The 15270-nt window shown below is 61.1% G+C and carries 18 protein-coding genes; 7 read left to right on the top strand and 11 right to left on the bottom strand.

Annotation, left to right across the window (positions count from 1 at the left end; all coding sequences use genetic code 11):
* Positions 1-16: 16 nt before the first annotated feature.
* The 6 genes from Q0936_RS12125 to rlmJ all read right to left on the bottom strand — a co-directional run bounded on the left by Q0936_RS12125 (position 17) and on the right by rlmJ (position 4078).
* Positions 17-748 carry a transporter substrate-binding domain-containing protein gene (locus Q0936_RS12125; protein ID WP_299146463.1) on the bottom strand — a complete coding sequence of 244 codons (732 nt, stop codon included), beginning with the start codon at positions 746-748 and terminating at the stop codon, positions 17-19.
* A gap of 27 nt (positions 749-775) precedes the next feature.
* Complete coding sequence (locus Q0936_RS12130; protein WP_299146464.1) at positions 776-1549, bottom strand: amino acid ABC transporter ATP-binding protein; 774 nt, start codon at positions 1547-1549, stop codon at positions 776-778.
* Positions 1550-1671: 122 nt separating this feature from the next.
* Positions 1672-2409: a PhnD/SsuA/transferrin family substrate-binding protein gene (locus Q0936_RS12135; protein ID WP_299292400.1), complete on the bottom strand. Its 738-nt coding sequence runs from the start codon at positions 2407-2409 to the stop codon at positions 1672-1674.
* A complete protein-coding gene (locus Q0936_RS12140) occupies positions 2406-2840 on the bottom strand; it encodes a TerB family tellurite resistance protein (RefSeq protein WP_299292398.1) in 435 nt (144 codons plus the stop codon). The genes Q0936_RS12135 and Q0936_RS12140 overlap by 4 nt, the downstream gene beginning before the upstream one ends.
* A gap of 27 nt (positions 2841-2867) precedes the next feature.
* Positions 2868-3299, bottom strand: a complete 432-nt coding sequence (locus Q0936_RS12145) for a TerB family tellurite resistance protein (RefSeq protein ID WP_299146467.1) — start codon at positions 3297-3299, stop codon at positions 2868-2870.
* Positions 3300-3304: 5 nt separating this feature from the next.
* The gene (rlmJ, locus tag Q0936_RS12150) at positions 3305-4078 is read right to left on the bottom strand and encodes a 23S rRNA (adenine(2030)-N(6))-methyltransferase RlmJ (RefSeq protein ID WP_299292396.1); all 774 of its coding nucleotides are present in this window, start codon (positions 4076-4078) and stop codon (positions 3305-3307) included.
* Positions 4079-4241: 163 nt separating this feature from the next.
* Between rlmJ and Q0936_RS12155 the strand changes: the two genes are divergently transcribed.
* On the top strand, positions 4242-5219 hold the full coding sequence (locus tag Q0936_RS12155) for a glycerophosphodiester phosphodiesterase family protein (protein ID WP_299292394.1): 978 nt from the start codon (positions 4242-4244) through the stop codon (positions 5217-5219).
* A 3-nt stretch (positions 5220-5222) separates the two neighbouring features.
* Here Q0936_RS12155 and Q0936_RS12160 read toward each other — a convergent pair whose 3' ends face one another.
* On the bottom strand, positions 5223-6866 hold the full coding sequence (locus Q0936_RS12160) for a CTP synthase (protein WP_299146470.1): 1644 nt from the start codon (positions 6864-6866) through the stop codon (positions 5223-5225).
* A gap of 158 nt (positions 6867-7024) precedes the next feature.
* On the bottom strand, positions 7025-7390 hold the full coding sequence (gene secG, locus Q0936_RS12165; RefSeq protein ID WP_299146471.1) for a preprotein translocase subunit SecG: 366 nt from the start codon (positions 7388-7390) through the stop codon (positions 7025-7027).
* A 116-nt stretch (positions 7391-7506) separates the two neighbouring features.
* On the opposite strand from secG, the gene nthA reads away from it, so the two are divergent.
* The 3 genes from nthA to Q0936_RS12180 are packed head-to-tail and all read left to right on the top strand — an operon-like array spanning position 7507 to position 9094.
* Entirely contained in the window at positions 7507-8118 is a 612-nt protein-coding gene (nthA, locus tag Q0936_RS12170) for a nitrile hydratase subunit alpha (protein WP_299146472.1), read from the top strand.
* Positions 8115-8789, top strand: coding sequence for a nitrile hydratase subunit beta (nthB, locus tag Q0936_RS12175; protein WP_299292392.1), 675 nt, complete (start codon positions 8115-8117; stop codon positions 8787-8789). The genes nthA and nthB overlap by 4 nt, the downstream gene beginning before the upstream one ends.
* A complete protein-coding gene (locus Q0936_RS12180; RefSeq protein ID WP_299292390.1) occupies positions 8786-9094 on the top strand; it encodes a nitrile hydratase accessory protein in 309 nt (102 codons plus the stop codon). Before nthB ends, Q0936_RS12180 begins: the two co-directional genes overlap by 4 nt.
* A 7-nt stretch (positions 9095-9101) precedes the next feature.
* Here Q0936_RS12180 and Q0936_RS12185 read toward each other — a convergent pair whose 3' ends face one another.
* Positions 9102-9497, bottom strand: a complete 396-nt coding sequence (locus Q0936_RS12185) for a DUF6524 family protein (RefSeq protein ID WP_299292388.1) — start codon at positions 9495-9497, stop codon at positions 9102-9104.
* A 171-nt stretch (positions 9498-9668) separates the two neighbouring features.
* Between Q0936_RS12185 and Q0936_RS12190 the strand changes: the two genes are divergently transcribed.
* A complete protein-coding gene (locus tag Q0936_RS12190) occupies positions 9669-10961 on the top strand; it encodes an adenylosuccinate synthase (protein WP_299292458.1) in 1293 nt (430 codons plus the stop codon).
* A 9-nt stretch (positions 10962-10970) separates the two neighbouring features.
* Positions 10971-11186, top strand: a complete 216-nt coding sequence (locus Q0936_RS12195; protein WP_299146476.1) for a DUF2842 domain-containing protein — start codon at positions 10971-10973, stop codon at positions 11184-11186.
* Positions 11187-11363: 177 nt separating this feature from the next.
* Here the strand turns inward: Q0936_RS12195 and Q0936_RS12200 are convergent, their stop codons facing one another.
* Positions 11364-13481: a hypothetical protein gene (locus tag Q0936_RS12200; RefSeq protein WP_299378145.1), complete on the bottom strand. Its 2118-nt coding sequence runs from the start codon at positions 13479-13481 to the stop codon at positions 11364-11366.
* A 138-nt stretch (positions 13482-13619) separates the two neighbouring features.
* Here Q0936_RS12200 and Q0936_RS12205 point away from each other — a divergent pair, with 138 nt between their 5' ends.
* Positions 13620-14339 carry a thiamine diphosphokinase gene (locus tag Q0936_RS12205; RefSeq protein WP_299292386.1) on the top strand — a complete coding sequence of 240 codons (720 nt, stop codon included), beginning with the start codon at positions 13620-13622 and terminating at the stop codon, positions 14337-14339.
* Here Q0936_RS12205 and Q0936_RS12210 read toward each other — a convergent pair.
* On the bottom strand, positions 14257-15174 hold the full coding sequence (locus Q0936_RS12210; RefSeq protein WP_299292384.1) for a DMT family transporter: 918 nt from the start codon (positions 15172-15174) through the stop codon (positions 14257-14259). The genes Q0936_RS12205 and Q0936_RS12210 overlap by 83 nt on opposite strands.
* Positions 15175-15270 lie beyond the last annotated feature (96 nt).

A 15270-nucleotide genomic window follows, 5' to 3' on the forward strand; every position in this document is an offset into this window, starting at 1 on the left:
GCAGACCCCACATGGTTTAGTACTGGGCCGTTTCTTCGCCGAACCACTTGACCAGCAGCGCGTTCAGCGTGCCGTCTTCTTTCATCGAGGTGATGGCCGCGTCAAACTTGCCTTTCAGCTCGCCATCGCTTTCGCGCAGACCCATGCCGACGCCGCCGCCAAGGCCCACGTCCTCACCAACAAACATCAGCTCGCCACCCGATGCCTCGACCAGCGGGACAAGGTAGTCCTTGTCTGCAAAGACCGCGTCAGCCTCGCCATTGCGGACGGCCGCAACTGTCTCTTCAGGCGTTGCAAACTCGATCAGAGCTGCATTGCCTTCGGCAATGTAGCCCGCTTGGATCGTGGCTGTTTGTGCTGCGATCACGCCGCCTGTCAGGTCCGCGTCTGCACTGGCCGCAACAAAGGCCGAAGAGGCGGGCGGTACGTAGTTCTGTGTGAAATCAATGACTTCGTCGCGCTCGTCCGTGATCGACATGCCGGCGATGATTGTGTCGTAGTTGGACGACACCAGGTTCGGGATGATGCTGTCCCAGTCGTTCTTGACCCACTCGCAGGTCAGCTCGGCACGCAGGCACAACTCGTCGCCCAGTTCGCGCTCGAACCCGTCAATTTCGCCCGCATCGTTGATGAAGTTGTACGGAGGGTAGGCGCCCTCGGTGCCCATGCGCACGACCGAATGACCGTCGGCCAGTGCAAGCGTCGCAGTGACCGCGACGGCAACCGTAGAAAGAAGGATGGATTTCATGAGTGATACTCCCGTTGTTTTATTGGTTTACGCGGCGTGGGTCGCAGAAAGGAACCCGCGCAGACGTTCTGATTTGGGCGCGCCGAACAGCGTGTCGGGCGGGCCCTGTTCCTCAATCAGGCCTTGATGCAGGAACACGACATGGTCGCTCACATCGTGGGCCAGTTTCATGTCGTGTGTGACGATCAGCATCGTGCGCCCTTCGGCGGCCAAGTCCTTGATGACCTTGATGACTTCCTGTTCCAGCTCTGGGTCTAGCGCGCTGGTCGGCTCGTCAAACAGCAGCGCCTCAGGCTCCATGCACAGGGCGCGGGCAATCGCTGCGCGCTGCTGTTGGCCGCCGGACAATTGGGCCGGATACACATCGCATTTGTCGCCGATACCGACCTTGTCCAGATAGGCGCGCGCCGCTTTTTCGACCTCGGCAGGATCGCGGCGCAGCACTGTGACGGGTGCTTCCATCACGTTCTGCAGGATCGTCATATGGGCCCACAGATTGAACTGCTGGAACACCATAGACAGGTTGGTGCGGATGCGCAGCACCTGTTTGGGATCAGCGGGCCGGCGGGCGTGGTTTGACCCTTGCCATGTCACCGGCTCACCTTTGAACGTGACATCACCCTGCTGGCTGTCTTCGAGCAGGTTACAACAGCGCAACAGCGTCGACTTGCCCGATCCGGATGACCCGATCAGCGACACCACGTCGCCGCGTTTTGCGGCAATATCCACGCCTTTCAGCACTTCGAGCGCGCCATAGGCTTTGTGGAGGTTGCGGATTTCGATAACGGGTGTGTCGGTCAAGGGGCACGCTGCGCTAATTGTGTCAGCGGGTATAAGGACGCAATTTTTCAGCCGAGTCTACGGGCAAATCGACGGTTTCGGGGTGCATCTGCCCGATTTGACGCCAAGTGACGCCGGATTGATCAGGGCATCGCCGGTATGGGCAGCGCACGGTACGTGTCCGCGTCGATCCGAGCCAGCCCTTTTAGGTGCAGAATGTCACGGTCAGACGCCGACATCTGTGCAATGGCATTGCGGACCGCATGGGCGATGGGGGCAGGATCGCGCCCCTTAGCAGTGATCAGGGGCAAGCCCGGCGTGGGGTCGGTGCGGATAAACGTCTCGATACCTCGGGCCGTTTCGGGGTTTGCGTGTTGCCACATCAGGTAGGTGATGGCGTCAATGCCTGCGAAATCGGCGCGACGTTCCAGCACGGCATGAATGGACGCCACATGCGCACCCGTTTCCAAGGTGGCCGGAACCGTCAGGTTCAACGCCCCTGCGGCAGCGACGGGGGCCGCCCAGCCGGATTGCGACAGCCCGTCATTATAGGCCAAGATGCCCGAACGGGCCAAGGAACGCAGATCCCTGTCGTCCCCGCGCCGCCTGATGATATAGCTGTAGTAGTACCCGCTGGGGCAATCGCGCAGGCCATAGTCCGGCGTGCCGACCAGCGTCACCTGACCATACAGGCGCGCCCGAAACGGCAGCCCGCATGTCTGCGCCAGCAAAAGGTCCGGCGATTGCCAGATGCCCCAACTGTCGTGCGTTCTGTCCAGTTTTTCGGGGCCATAGCCCAACGCGTCGCGTATGCCGTCCCAAAAGCGATCATAGGCGTCGCGTGCATGGGGCATGTCATACATGCCCAGCGATGCGATCATCCGCTGACCCGTTGCCGCGCCATGGCACTGTCCGGGTCCGAAATCCCCAGCAGGTTTGTCACCAATCTCAAGAGCGCGTCTTCTTCTTGCGCGCGCTGGCCGTCTGCCAGGACAACTTTCCACAGTGCCTCGATCACCGCCAATCGGTCCTCATAGGCGACGGCAGCCTTGATCGCGCGGGTAAACCGGACGGTGTCAGGTGCCTCGGCTTCCATGGCCTCGGCCTCATCGCGCAGGGCTTGGGCGTCACCGGCCGTAAGGCCATAGCGGTCCTGTGTGATCTGATCGATCAAGGCGCGTTCATCACCACTGTAATCGTTGTCAGAGCGGGCGACGCGCACCAACAGGGCGGTCAGTGCCAAACGCGCATCGGCATCCGCGATGGGGGCGGGGTCAGGCTGTGTCAGCCGGCGAAGGAGGTCTTGGAACATACCCGCTATATATGGACGTTGCGCAGATTAGCCAAGCGCACGCGTCTTGATATCGGCGCTATCCTCCGGCGTGATGCCCAGTGCGGCTTCGATCTCGTGCAGTGTTGCCTCTTCGATCGCGGCATGTTCGCCATCTGCCAACAGCACCTGCCACATCGCAAACGCCAGACCCAATCGGTCGGCGTATGGCACGGCGTCGCGCAGGATTTCGGCAAACTCCGGCGTGCCCGGGGCATGGCGCTCCAGCGCCTCGCAGGTGGCACGCAGTTTTGCGGCCTCGAGCGGTTTCAAATCGAACGTGCCGGATAGGATCTTGTCAATCGCCGCAACTTCCGGAGCCTGGTATTCGCGGTCGCTCATCGCGATGCGCACCAGCAAAGCACCCAGTGCCAACTGGGGTGTCGGTTCGGGCAACGGTTTGGTTTCTCTGGGTCTTTTGGGAAATAGGCGTTCAAACATGGGCATCACTTCAGTTGGTCAAAGCGATTTTTCAGCTTTGCGGCCTCTGCTGCAAGACCAAAGGGCGGTCGGATCACAAACAGACCCGATCCGATCATCCCATGACCGGGTCGCGCGGGCGCAAAACGTACTTCGTGCCGCAGCGCATCGGGGTGATCTTTCTCTAATGACTTCAACATGTTGTGGTGGGCGCCGGAGGTCAAAAGCGGGTACCACAATGCGATGATGCCCACATTCCATGCGCGCACGTACTTTTTTATGTGGCCGGGTATCGTGTCGTAGTCGTCTTTGATCTCGAAGCTGGGGTCGATCAGCATCAAACCGCGCCGTGGCGTCGGGGGCACCATGCCATGCGCCATGTCGAAACCGTTCATGTTGCGACAGATGGCCGTGGGCAGCGCCAGTTCCAGTGCGTTGTGTTCTTGCGGGTGCAGTTCGGCGATGGTGATCGTGTCGGTGTCGCGCAAGCGTTGCGTCGCGATCAAGGGCGAGCCGGGATAAGCCGTTTCACCTGCAATGCCGCAGGTCTCGGCGAGGGATTTCGCATAAGGGTGCGCATCCGGAAACCAGTGGCGCGTTCGCGCAATTCCCTGCGCCGCCTCGCCTGTTTTCAACGCTTCGGGTGCGTCCAGATGATACAGCGCCCGACCGCCATGCGTTTCGATATAGCTGACCGGTTTGTCCTTGGCGGTGAGGTAATCCAGCATCCACGCAAGCAAGCTGTGCTTGTGCACGTCAGCCAGATTTCCGGCATGGTAGATATGTTGATAACTCAGCATGCGGCGGGTGTAGCGAAAACCACGCCATGTGCAACGCCCAAGCGCGGGATGTTGCGCGCGGACACTGCGTTCTCATCAGGCCGCTCTGGCGGTCCTTTGCCTATCGAGGGATGGTGGCGCAAATAGCTGCCCGACCTGTCGCACAGCGGGCTAAGGTGCACACATGAAACGAATTTTGAAATGGGCGGCGGTGGTCGTTTTGATCGCTTTGGCCGGCCTTTGGGTCGGCAACACATCCCTGTTCATCACTGACCGAGCACAGCATGACACCCGGTTGATCGCCCATCGGGGCGTGCATCAAATCTATGCCGGATCGGACCGGTCCGCCACGTCGTGTCAGGCGGCACCGGTGGAACCGATTGAGCATGGGTTCATCGAAAACACCCTGCCGTCTATGCAAGAAGCGTTTCGCCTTGGGGCAGATGTCGTCGAAATTGATGTGCATCTGACGCAGGACAGCGTGTTTGCCGTGTTCCATGACTGGACACTTGAGTGTCGGACCAATGGCACCGGGGTCACGCACAAACAGACGTTCGAGACACTTGCAGGCCTCGACCTCGGATACCGCATTGACGACGGGTCGGGGACGTTTCCTTTGCGCGGGCAGGGCGCAGGCCTGATGCCGTCGCTACCGGATGTCTTTGACGCAGACATGGATGGCCGCTTTCTGATTAACTTCAAAAGCCGCCGCGCCGAGGACGGTCTGGCGCTTGCCGAGATGTTAGAGACGCCTTCGCGCCGTGCGCAGGTGTATGGCGTCTACGGTGGCGCGCCGCCGACATATGCCGCCGCCGATGCGGTGCCGGGGTTGCGGGGGTTCGACAGGGCGTCGGTCAAGGCGTGCCTGATGGGTTATATCGCAACCGGTTGGACCGGGCGGGTGCCACCGCCATGCCACGGGTCGGTTGTGCTGGTGCCTCAGAACTACGCGCCATTCCTGTGGGGCTGGCCGCACAGGTTCACCCGGCGCATGGCTGCCGCGGGTACGGATGTTGTTTTGATTGGTGACTATGACGGGTCCGGTTTCACCAGCGGTGTCGATACTGAGGCCGCATTCGCGGATGTCCCTGCCGACTTTGACGGATACATCTGGACCAACCGGATTGAACTGATTGGTCCGCTGCTCGCCAAAAGGCCTTGAGCGTCAGACTAGGCGTGACACGTCGCGCGCGGCCCGCACAAAGTCTTGGAACAAAGGGTGTGGCGCAAAGGGTTTGGATTTCAGCTCTGGGTGAAACTGCACCCCGATGAACCACGGATGGTCTGTCCATTCGACGATCTCCGGCAACTTGCCGTCGGGCGACATGCCAGAGAACCGCAAGCCAGCCTTTTCCAGCTGTTCACGATAGGCGATGTCGACCTCGTAGCGGTGGCGGTGACGTTCATCAATCGCGGTGGTGCCATAAACGTCGGCCACGCGCGACCCTTCGGTCAGAGTGGCGTCATAGGCCCCCAGACGCATGGTCCCACCTTTGTCATCGCCCACTTTACGTTCGACCTTGTGATTGCCCTGCACCCATTCCTTGAGGTGGTAGACCACGGGTTCAAAACGCTTTTTCCCGGCTTCGTGGTCAAATTCTTCGGATCCTGCCGACGTAAGACCCGCGACATTCCGAGCGGCCTCAATCACGGCCATCTGCATCCCGAGACAAATGCCCAGGTACGGCACCTTGTGGGTCCGCGCGAACTCTGCGGCCTTGATCTTGCCCTCGGTGCCGCGCTCGCCAAAGCCGCCGGGCACCAGAATGGCATGAAACCCCTCGAGATGGGGGGCGGGGTCTTCGCGATCGAAAAGCTCGGCATCCACCCACTCGACCTTGACCCGCACGCGGTTGGCCATACCACCATGGGTCAACGCCTCTGCGATGGATTTATACGCATCTTCAAGCTGGGTGTACTTGCCAACAATCGCCACTTTTACTTCGCCATCGGCGTTGTGGATGCGGTCGCTGACGTCTTCCCACTTGGACAGGTCCGGCTTGGGCGCGGGCGAAATCTGAAACGCATCCAGAACGGCCTGATCCATGCCTTCGCGGTGATAGGCAAGCGGGGCATCGTAGATGGTCGAAAGGTCCTGCGCCGCGATCACACTGTCGGGCCGGACGTTGCAGAACAGCGCCAGCTTTTCGCGCTCTTTGACGGGGATCGGACCTTCGGACCGGCACACCAGAATGTCGGGCGCTATGCCGATGGACCGCAACTCTTTGACAGAGTGCTGCGTCGGCTTGGTCTTCAGCTCGCCGGACGCCTTGATGTAGGGCAGTAGGGTGAGGTGCATGAAAATGCACTGCCCGCGCGGCTTGTCCTGGCTGAATTGGCGGATGGCTTCAAAGAACGGCAGCCCTTCGATGTCGCCCACGGTGCCGCCAATCTCGCACAGCATGAAATCGACTTCGTCATCGCCGATCTCGATGAAATCCTTGATCTCGTTGGTGACGTGCGGGATCACCTGAATCGTCTTTCCCAGATAGTCGCCGCGGCGTTCTTTCTCGAGCACTGTCGAATAGACACGGCCCGACGACACGGAATCGGTCTTGCGCGCAGCGACACCGGTGAAGCGTTCATAGTGGCCCAAATCCAGGTCCGTTTCGGCCCCATCATCAGTGACAAACACCTCGCCATGTTCAAAGGGAGACATCGTGCCGGGATCGACGTTCAAATAGGGGTCCAGCTTGCGCAGCCGCACGGAAAACCCTCGGGCTTGCAGCAGTGCGCCCAAGGCGGCGGATGCCAACCCTTTGCCAAGCGATGACACAACACCGCCGGTGATGAAAATGTAGCGCGCCATGTGCTGCGGTCTCCCGTGGTTCAGTCTGGCCCAAGGCCAAGTGAAGGACACGCGACAAAGCGTTCCCCACGGGACCTCAGTTTAACAGGATTCGGTTCACAAGGGCAAGGTTGCCGCAACATGATGTTGCAACACGTTCTTTGCCCTCAATATTTCGTTCAGTCTGCGCTGGGAACCAGCGGTGCGTTGTCGCCAGCGGATGGGGGCAACAGGTCGCCGCCCGGTGGCACAAGGTCATTCGACGGCGCGTTCTGCGCGGGCGGTGTGATGCCCAGCTGGTCGATCACGGATGTACCGGCAGAGTTCTGCGCGGCAATGATCGTCAGGGTGATCGACGTAATGATAAAGGCAATCGCGAGGACCCAAGTTACCTTGGACAGGGCAGTCGCAGCCGCACGGCCGGTCATTGCGCCGCCACCGCCGCCACCCATGCCCAGACCGCCCCCTTCGGAACGCTGCATCAGCACCACGGCAATCAAGCCGAGGGCGAGGATCAGATGGACAATAAGAACGACGTTTTCCATGCGGGGGTGGCCCTTCGTGCTGCGCGATGGGCGGTATCTATGCAAGAATGCGGGCCGGGGCAAGTGGCGCTTTGGGGGGCTGGACAAATGTGTTTGGTGCGGACCATCATCGCCCCATGCCTCATGATCATCACGACCACCCGCACAGCCTGTTGCCGTCTGACCCCGCACTGCGTGTCAAGGCGCTTGAGACCATTCTGACCCAGAAGGGGCTGGTGGATCCAGCCGCACTGGATGAAATCATCGACACCTACGAAAACCGCATTGGCCCCAAAAATGGCGCCCATGTTGTTGCGCGTGCCTGGGTCGATGCAGAATTTCGTGCGGCCCTTCTGGCAGACGCCGATCCGGTTCTGGCCGAAATGGGGTACTATGGTCGGCAGGGCGAACACATGGTGGTGGTCGAAAACACGGATGAAGTGCACAACATGGTCGTTTGCACCCTGTGCTCGTGCTACCCGTGGCCGCTGCTTGGAATTCCGCCGGGGTGGTACAAATCCGATGCCTACCGCGCGCGTTCGGTGCGTGAACCGCGCAAGGTTCTGGCCGAGTTCGGGGTCGCATTGCCCGCCGAAACAGCCGTGCGCGTGTGGGATTCGACAGCCGAAGTACGCTATCTTGTGTTGCCGCAGCGCCCTTCGGGAACCGAAGATCTGGACGAGGCCGCACTGATGGCGCTTGTGACCCGTGACAGCATGATCGGCACCGGACTGGCGGTGTCACCATGACCCGGCCGCACGACATGGGCGGGCGTTTCGGCGACGGACCGGTCACGCCCGAGCCCGAAGACGTGATGTTTCACGCAGACTGGCACCCGCGTGCTTTGGCACTGACGCTGGCCTCCGGCAGTCTAGGCCTCTGGAACATCGACATATCGCGACACGCGCGCGAGGCGTTGGCGCCCAAAGACTATGCGCGATTTGCCTACTATGAAAAATGGATTGCCGCCCTTGCCGACTTGCTTGTCGCCAAAGGCGCGCTCAGCCGTGAGGAACTGGCCACGGGACAGGCGATAGGTGACAGCGATCTGGCTGAGAAACGGCTTGCCCCCGGCGCCGTTGCGGGCGTTCTGGCCAAGGGCGGTCCCGCCACGCGGCCCGGCGGCCTTGCGGCGGAATTTGTACCCGGTGATACGGTGCAAGTACGGGCGCAGGCTGAAAACATGGTCGTTGACGGCGGGCACACCCGATTGCCCGCCTATCTGGCGGGGCGCACCGGCACCATTGTGCGCCATCACGGCACGCATATCCTGCCCGACAGCAATGCGCATGGACAGGGCGAAGCCCCCGAACCGCTTTACGCAGTGGCATTTCGGGCAACTGATCTCTGGGCGCACCCCGAAAATAGTGGCGACGAAGTGATCGCCGATCTGTGGCAAAGCTACCTGAGCCGCGCATGAAACCGGAACCGGTATTCGAAGCGCCCTGGCACGCCCAGCTTTTTGCGCTGACGGTGCACCTGAATGAGGCGGGGCATTTCGCCTGGCCGGATTGGGCCGAGCGCTTTGGCGCAACGCTAAAGCGTCATGGCCTGACGCGGACATTGAACGGCGGGGATGACTATTTTCTCGCCTGGCTTGAAACTCTGGAAACCTTGCTGACCGAAACAGGTGCCGCCGAGGCGGAGGCGCTGACGGATATGCGCAACGCCTGGGAGACCGCCTATCTCAACACGCCACATGGCGCGCCTGTCACACTGGATTGATCCGCCGCTATTCGTCCACGTCGTCCATGTCGGCCTGACCAGACAGCGCACGCCGCACATGGCTCCAGCTCAGCCCAACACCCAGCACGATGGACAATGCCAACAGCGCAAGCCACGTGTTAATGCCGGGATTGTCCAGCTTGACCAGCCCAAGGTCATAGAGAACCCACAGGATCGCACCCACCAGCGCCAGAACCAGCGCCATGCCAAATCCGCCAATCGAGCGCAGCGTGGCGCGCAGATAGATGATGTAACCGATCACGATGATCAAACCGCACAGAACCGCAATCGACAGGTTCTCCGCACCGTACTGCGTTACCCATCGCACATAGTTGTACTCAGTGGGATTGTAGGTCGCGGCCAAAAGGCAAAATGCAAAGAGCCAGCGTGCAATAAAGCTCATATCGAGATCGTCCCTGCGATGGTATCTCGCCTTGTTGACCCGAAAATGGCGGGTGCCGCAAGCGGGGCTGCAACGCCGACCGATATTTTTCGGCATATCCGGACCAGTTAGCGGTTTGCGTCCCGGTCCCGCATCGCTATACGGGCGCGGGTTTGCATGAAAGGGATCAGCATGGCCAATGTGGTGGTTGTCGGCGCTCAATGGGGTGACGAGGGCAAAGGCAAGATCGTTGACTGGCTGAGCGAACGCGCTGACGTGATTGCGCGGTTTCAGGGCGGTCACAACGCAGGCCACACGCTTGTCATCGACGGCGAGGTCTACAAACTGCATGCGCTGCCTTCGGGTGTAGTACGCGGTGGCAAACTTTCGGTGATCGGCAATGGCGTGGTTCTGGACCCGTGGCACCTTGTGTCCGAAATCGAAACCCTGCGTGCCCAGGGGGTCGATATCACCCCGGAGACGCTGATGATTGCAGAAAACACGCCCCTGATCCTGCCCATTCATGGCGAACTGGATCGCGCGCGGGAATCGCAAAACTCCGTGGCCAAGATTGGCACCACCGGGCGCGGCATCGGCCCCGCCTACGAGGACAAGGTGGGCCGCCGTGTTGTGCGTGTCGCAGATCTGGCGGATCAGGCGACGCTTGAGCTGCGGGTTGATCGGGCACTGGTGCACCACGATGCGCTGCGCCGCGGCCTTGGCCTGCCCCCCGTGGATCGTGCGGAATTGATCGCGAAACTGACCGAAATTGCGCCCGCCATTCTCGACTATGCCGCGCCGGTCTGGAAGGTGATGAACGAGGCTCGCAAGGCAGGCAAACGTATCCTCTTCGAAGGCGCGCAAGGCGCGCTGCTCGACATCGACTTTGGCACGTATCCCTTTGTGACCTCGTCGAATGTGATCGCTGGTCAGGCCGCCACTGGTGTCGGCATGGGACCGGGCAGCATTGATTTCGTGCTGGGCATCGTCAAAGCCTACACCACCCGCGTGGGCGAGGGGCCGTTCCCGACCGAGCTTGAGGACGAAGACGGTCAACGTCTGGGCGAGCGTGGCCACGAATTTGGCACCACCACCGGGCGCAAGCGTCGCTGTGGCTGGTTCGATGCCTGTCTCGTGCGTCAGACATGCGCTACATCCGGTGTGAACGGCATTTCCCTGACCAAGCTGGACGTGCTGGACGGGTTCGAGACGCTCAAGATCTGCGTCGGCTATGAGTTGGACGGCGAGCGGATGGACTACCTGCCCACCGCTGCGGATCAACAGGCGCGCTGCACACCTGTCTATGAGGAAATGCCCGGCTGGTCCGAATCCACCGAAGGCGCGCGCAGCTGGGCGGACCTGCCTGCCAACGCCATCAAATACGTGCGCCGCGTCGAAGAGTTGATCGACTGCCCCGTAGCCCTACTTTCCACGTCACCCGAACGCGAGGATACAATTCTGGTCCGGGATCCGTTCGCCGACTAAGGAGGTCATATGGCGCTGCGCTACAAAACGCGAAAGCGGCTGTCGCTGCTGATCCTGATCGTTGGGCTGCCGCTTTATATCATTGCGGCGGTCAGCATCGTGGCGCTGTTCGACCGGCCTTCGATCCTCGTCGAGCTGATGATTTACGTCGGGCTTGGCGTGCTGTGGGCCATCCCGCTCAAGGCGGTGTTCAAAGGGATCGGTCAGCCAGACCCCGACGCCTGACACCCGTTTCCCTCAGGCCGCGTGACCAGTGGTCGTGCGTAGTCTGGGTGGCGTAAAAGCCAAACCCGAAGATCGCCCATCGGCAGAGCAGCACCTGACTGCCGACCTCAAACGGTGCTTCCGGCATAAAAAAAGGCGCCTGCAAGAGGCGCCTTTTCCTGAGTTCTTGCAGTGGACTTAGCCCGCCGCGCGTTGATCCGGGCGGTACCCGATGTCGCCAGTAACGGCAAAGCGGCCCCCTTTTATCTTTTCGATCTTGCCTGCGCGCAGCAGCTGACCGAACGACCGTAGCCCGTCTTCGCGGCTGAAATCGCCTTGCTCGACCTGACGCACCTTGGTCATCAGCTGCGGACGCGAGAACTGGTCCCGACCTTCGACAAAGCTGAGATAGCTTGCGGCGGCTTCCAACAGAGCGGGCAGGTCATGCGCGCCCATATCAGAGGCGTAGTCGGCAAAGCTTGCGGCATCCGCGCTTGGCTGCGGCGCTTCTTCGACGGCTGCGACACGGCGTGGGCGCACTGGGCCCTTGGGGCTCGCGTCCACGTCAACACGTTGCTCGGCCACAAGTTTCAGCGGCGCTGGGCGCTTGCCTTCTGGGCGTTCGGCACGTGTGCCGCGTGCGGCAGGGCGGCGCGGTTGGACAACCGATGCCAGATCCGACCGGAACGCACCTTCGTCCTCTTGCGACTCTGCACCGATGCCGGCATCTGCCTTTTTGGCCATCACGGCGGCCTTGAGGTGAGCAAAGGCGTTCCGACGGCTGGAGCCTTCGGGCTCTTCCATCTGATTGTCCGCTTCGGCCATCAAACGCGACACGTCATCATCGTTGATTTCGGGCGCCACGTCGGCGTTGGCGTCGTCGTCAGCGGATGCAATCTCATCAGCAGACGCATCAGCGCTTTCAACCACCGCGTCCTTTTCCAGCTCCGCTTCAACACCGGCCAACTCGGCCATCAACTCGGCCTCTTGCTCGTCGGACAGTGTGCCCTCTGCATCATCTTCGGAGGCGTCTTCGACCTCTTCCAACTGACCGCTGGCAATGGCCGCGTCAATATCGGCACGCTTGACCTTGATCACACGGGCACGGCGCGGCGCTTCGGTTGCTTCCTCTTCGACAACAGGGTCCGCCTCGTCGGTTTCGGCACTCAGGCTGTCCTCAAAGAGGTTGTCACCATCATCGCCATCTTCCGGCTGACCATCATCAGCGGCCAACAGTGCGGCCAATGTGTCCAGGCCCAGATCATCGTCTTTTTCTGGGGCAGGTGCCTCCGCGGCCTCTGTTGTGGGCACAGGCGCTTCGGCCTCGGCCTCGACCGCTGCCTCGGATGTGTCCGTGTCGAACCGGGCAAGAATTGCCGCGATGTCGTCGTCGCCGTCCTCTTCTGGCGCGGCCTGTTCGGCCTCATCCATGTCCTGGCTGGCTTCGATGGCGCGTGCTGCATCCTCGATGACATCGGGGGCTGTGTGTTCCTGCGCATCAACTTCGGCGTCGGCCACGTCGACAATGTCGCTATGCGGCGCAAAGTCTTCGGCATGCTCGTCTTCAAAGAGCGGGCTTTCGTCCTCGTCGTCCTGACTTTGCGAAACCACCGCGCGGATGCGCTGAAGTTTGGCGGCAATGCTGTTTTGAGGCGCGGCGTCTGCAGCCTCGGCGACCAAGTCGTCATCCGACGTGACATCCGCTTCAGCGCCACCTGCGTCGGCATCCGTCGCTGCACCGGCAAAGAACGCCGCCGCTTCCTCGGGCAACTCTTCAGCAACGGCCTCAATGTCAGCCGCTTCGTCTTCTACAGCCTCTGCAATGACTTCACCCTGGGCCTCGCCCATGGCGTCTTCCTGAACGGGCGCTGCGTCTTCGACGTCCGCCATCGCGGTGGGCTGATCCTCAGCGACGGGTGTCGGGTCAACCTCAGGTTCGCTGATCACAGCGTCCTCAGTGACCACGTTGTCTGCTTCGGGCGTCTCGATCGGGGCCGGTGAGTGCTCTGCCATCAGGGCAGGCGCGGCGGCGGTGACCGCAGCCGCCGCCGGAGCCGCGGCGTCGCCAGCACTCAGGACAATGCGTCCTTCCTGCTCGCGGGCCTCAACACGGCGCGATATCTCGCGTTCGGCGATGCGGGCCAGCATTTCCGCGTCTGGTTGGGGTGGTTCTGCACCGAAATACCGGTCGTCCGAGGCCAGGTCGCGGAAATACTCCGCGATGGCCTTCATGGTGCCAAAGCTGTCATCAAATCCTTCCAACGTGCAGGAAAACGTGCCGTAGGAAACTGTCAAAATTTTATTGTTACTCATCATCGGATGCTCGTCCTCTGCCAAGATGCGGAGGTTTCTATAGGGGGCGATCCCGGACCAAAGCGGCCCGAATCTGTGCCAGAGACCGTATCATTTCGAGGCGACATTGTGATCTGTTTCCGAAAATTGCATTAAAGCCGGATGAAAAACGGGATTGTTCACAGATTAGAGCCGGTCACGCTGATCGGTGGTGGAGACGGCACTCTGGTCGATGTGGCGGAAGCATTGGCGTTGGCACCGACCTGTGTAGCGGCCGATGGGGGGGCGAGGCTGGCATTGTCGGCGGGGGCAGATCCCGTGGCGGTGATCGGTGATTTCGATTCTCTGGACCCCGACACCCGGTCCCGCATTCCCGCAGACCGGCAATTCCCCATCGCGGAACAGGACAGCACCGATTTTGAAAAGGCGTTGTCGCGGATCGATGCGCCGCTGGTTCTGGCCGTTGGCTTTACCGGTGCGCGGATAGATCACCAATTGGGCGTGCTGCATGTTCTCGTGCGATACCCGGATCGGCCTTGCATCGTGATTGGACCGCAAGAGATCCTGCTGGTCTCACCGCCCGAGATTGAACTGCCGTGTCTGCCCGAAGAAACGGTGTCGATCTTTCCGATGGGTCGTGTGAGCGGTGCGTCACGCGGGTTGAGGTGGCCGGTGGATGGGCTGGTCTTTGATCCGATGACGCAGATCGGGACGTTGAACGCGGCGGAAGGGCCTGTGTGGATGCGTTGGGATGCACCTGCGGCGGTTCTGGTGCTGCCCCGCCGGTTGCTGGGCTATGTCACGCGGGTGCTGGCGTCCGCGCCGTCGTCCGCGCGATGGCCCGCTCGCGCAGAACTATATAGAGGCCCGCAGCAATCGTGACGCAGATGCCTGCGCTGGCCAGACCATTGGGCAAGTCGGCAAAGACGAGATAGCCAATCACGGTTGCTACTGGAATTTCCAGATACTGCATTGGCGCCAGCGTGGCCGAAGGTGCATAGCGCAACGACCACGTCATCAGCAGATGCGCCAAGGTTCCCAGCAGCCCAATTGCGACAAGCAGCGTCCACTCCACCTGTGTCGGGACAATCAGGTCCAGCGCAGGGATGCCCGCATTCTGGGTAAGAAGCAGGAGCGGCAGCATGATGGTGACGGCCATGACGCCACTCACGGCTTGCAGGCCAATGGGGTCGGTTTCCTTGGCGATCTGGCGCGTGACCAGCATGAAGACAGAAAAGTTGACGGCGACCACGAGGGGCAAAAGGGCAGGCCAGCCGACTTGGACAAAGCTGGGCTGGACCACCATCAAGGTGCCGATAAAGCCCACGATGCAGGCGGCGAGCCTGCGGCTGCCAACTTCTTCGTTGAGGACGTAGCGGCCCAAGAGCAGCATGATGAACGGCATGACAAAGGCAATGGCCACCGCGTCGGCGAGGGGCAGGTATTGCAGCGCAGTGAACATGGCACCAATCCCCACAATGTGCAGGACTGTCCGCGTCATCGTCAGCCACAGCACGCGGCCACGCATGCGCCAAGCCCGGCGGGTCAGCCAGACAATCGGAATTAGGATGAGGGCTTGAACGGCGAACCTTACCAGGAGCAATTCGCCCAAGGGGACAGATTTGCCCAAGAGCTTTGCCACCGCGTCGCCCATTGGCGCCACGAAGCAAAAGCCGAGCATGAGAAGAATTCCCAACAGAGGCCGATCCTGAGACATGGCGGCACGCTAGCAGGCGGCGTGTAGAACACAATGTGGGATTTGCACCGTACTTGACGCGCATTGGCGTCAGTTCCGTCGGAGGCTGGTCTGTTC

Source organism: uncultured Tateyamaria sp. (assembly GCF_947488715.1).
Classification (GTDB): Bacteria; Pseudomonadota; Alphaproteobacteria; order Rhodobacterales; family Rhodobacteraceae; genus Tateyamaria.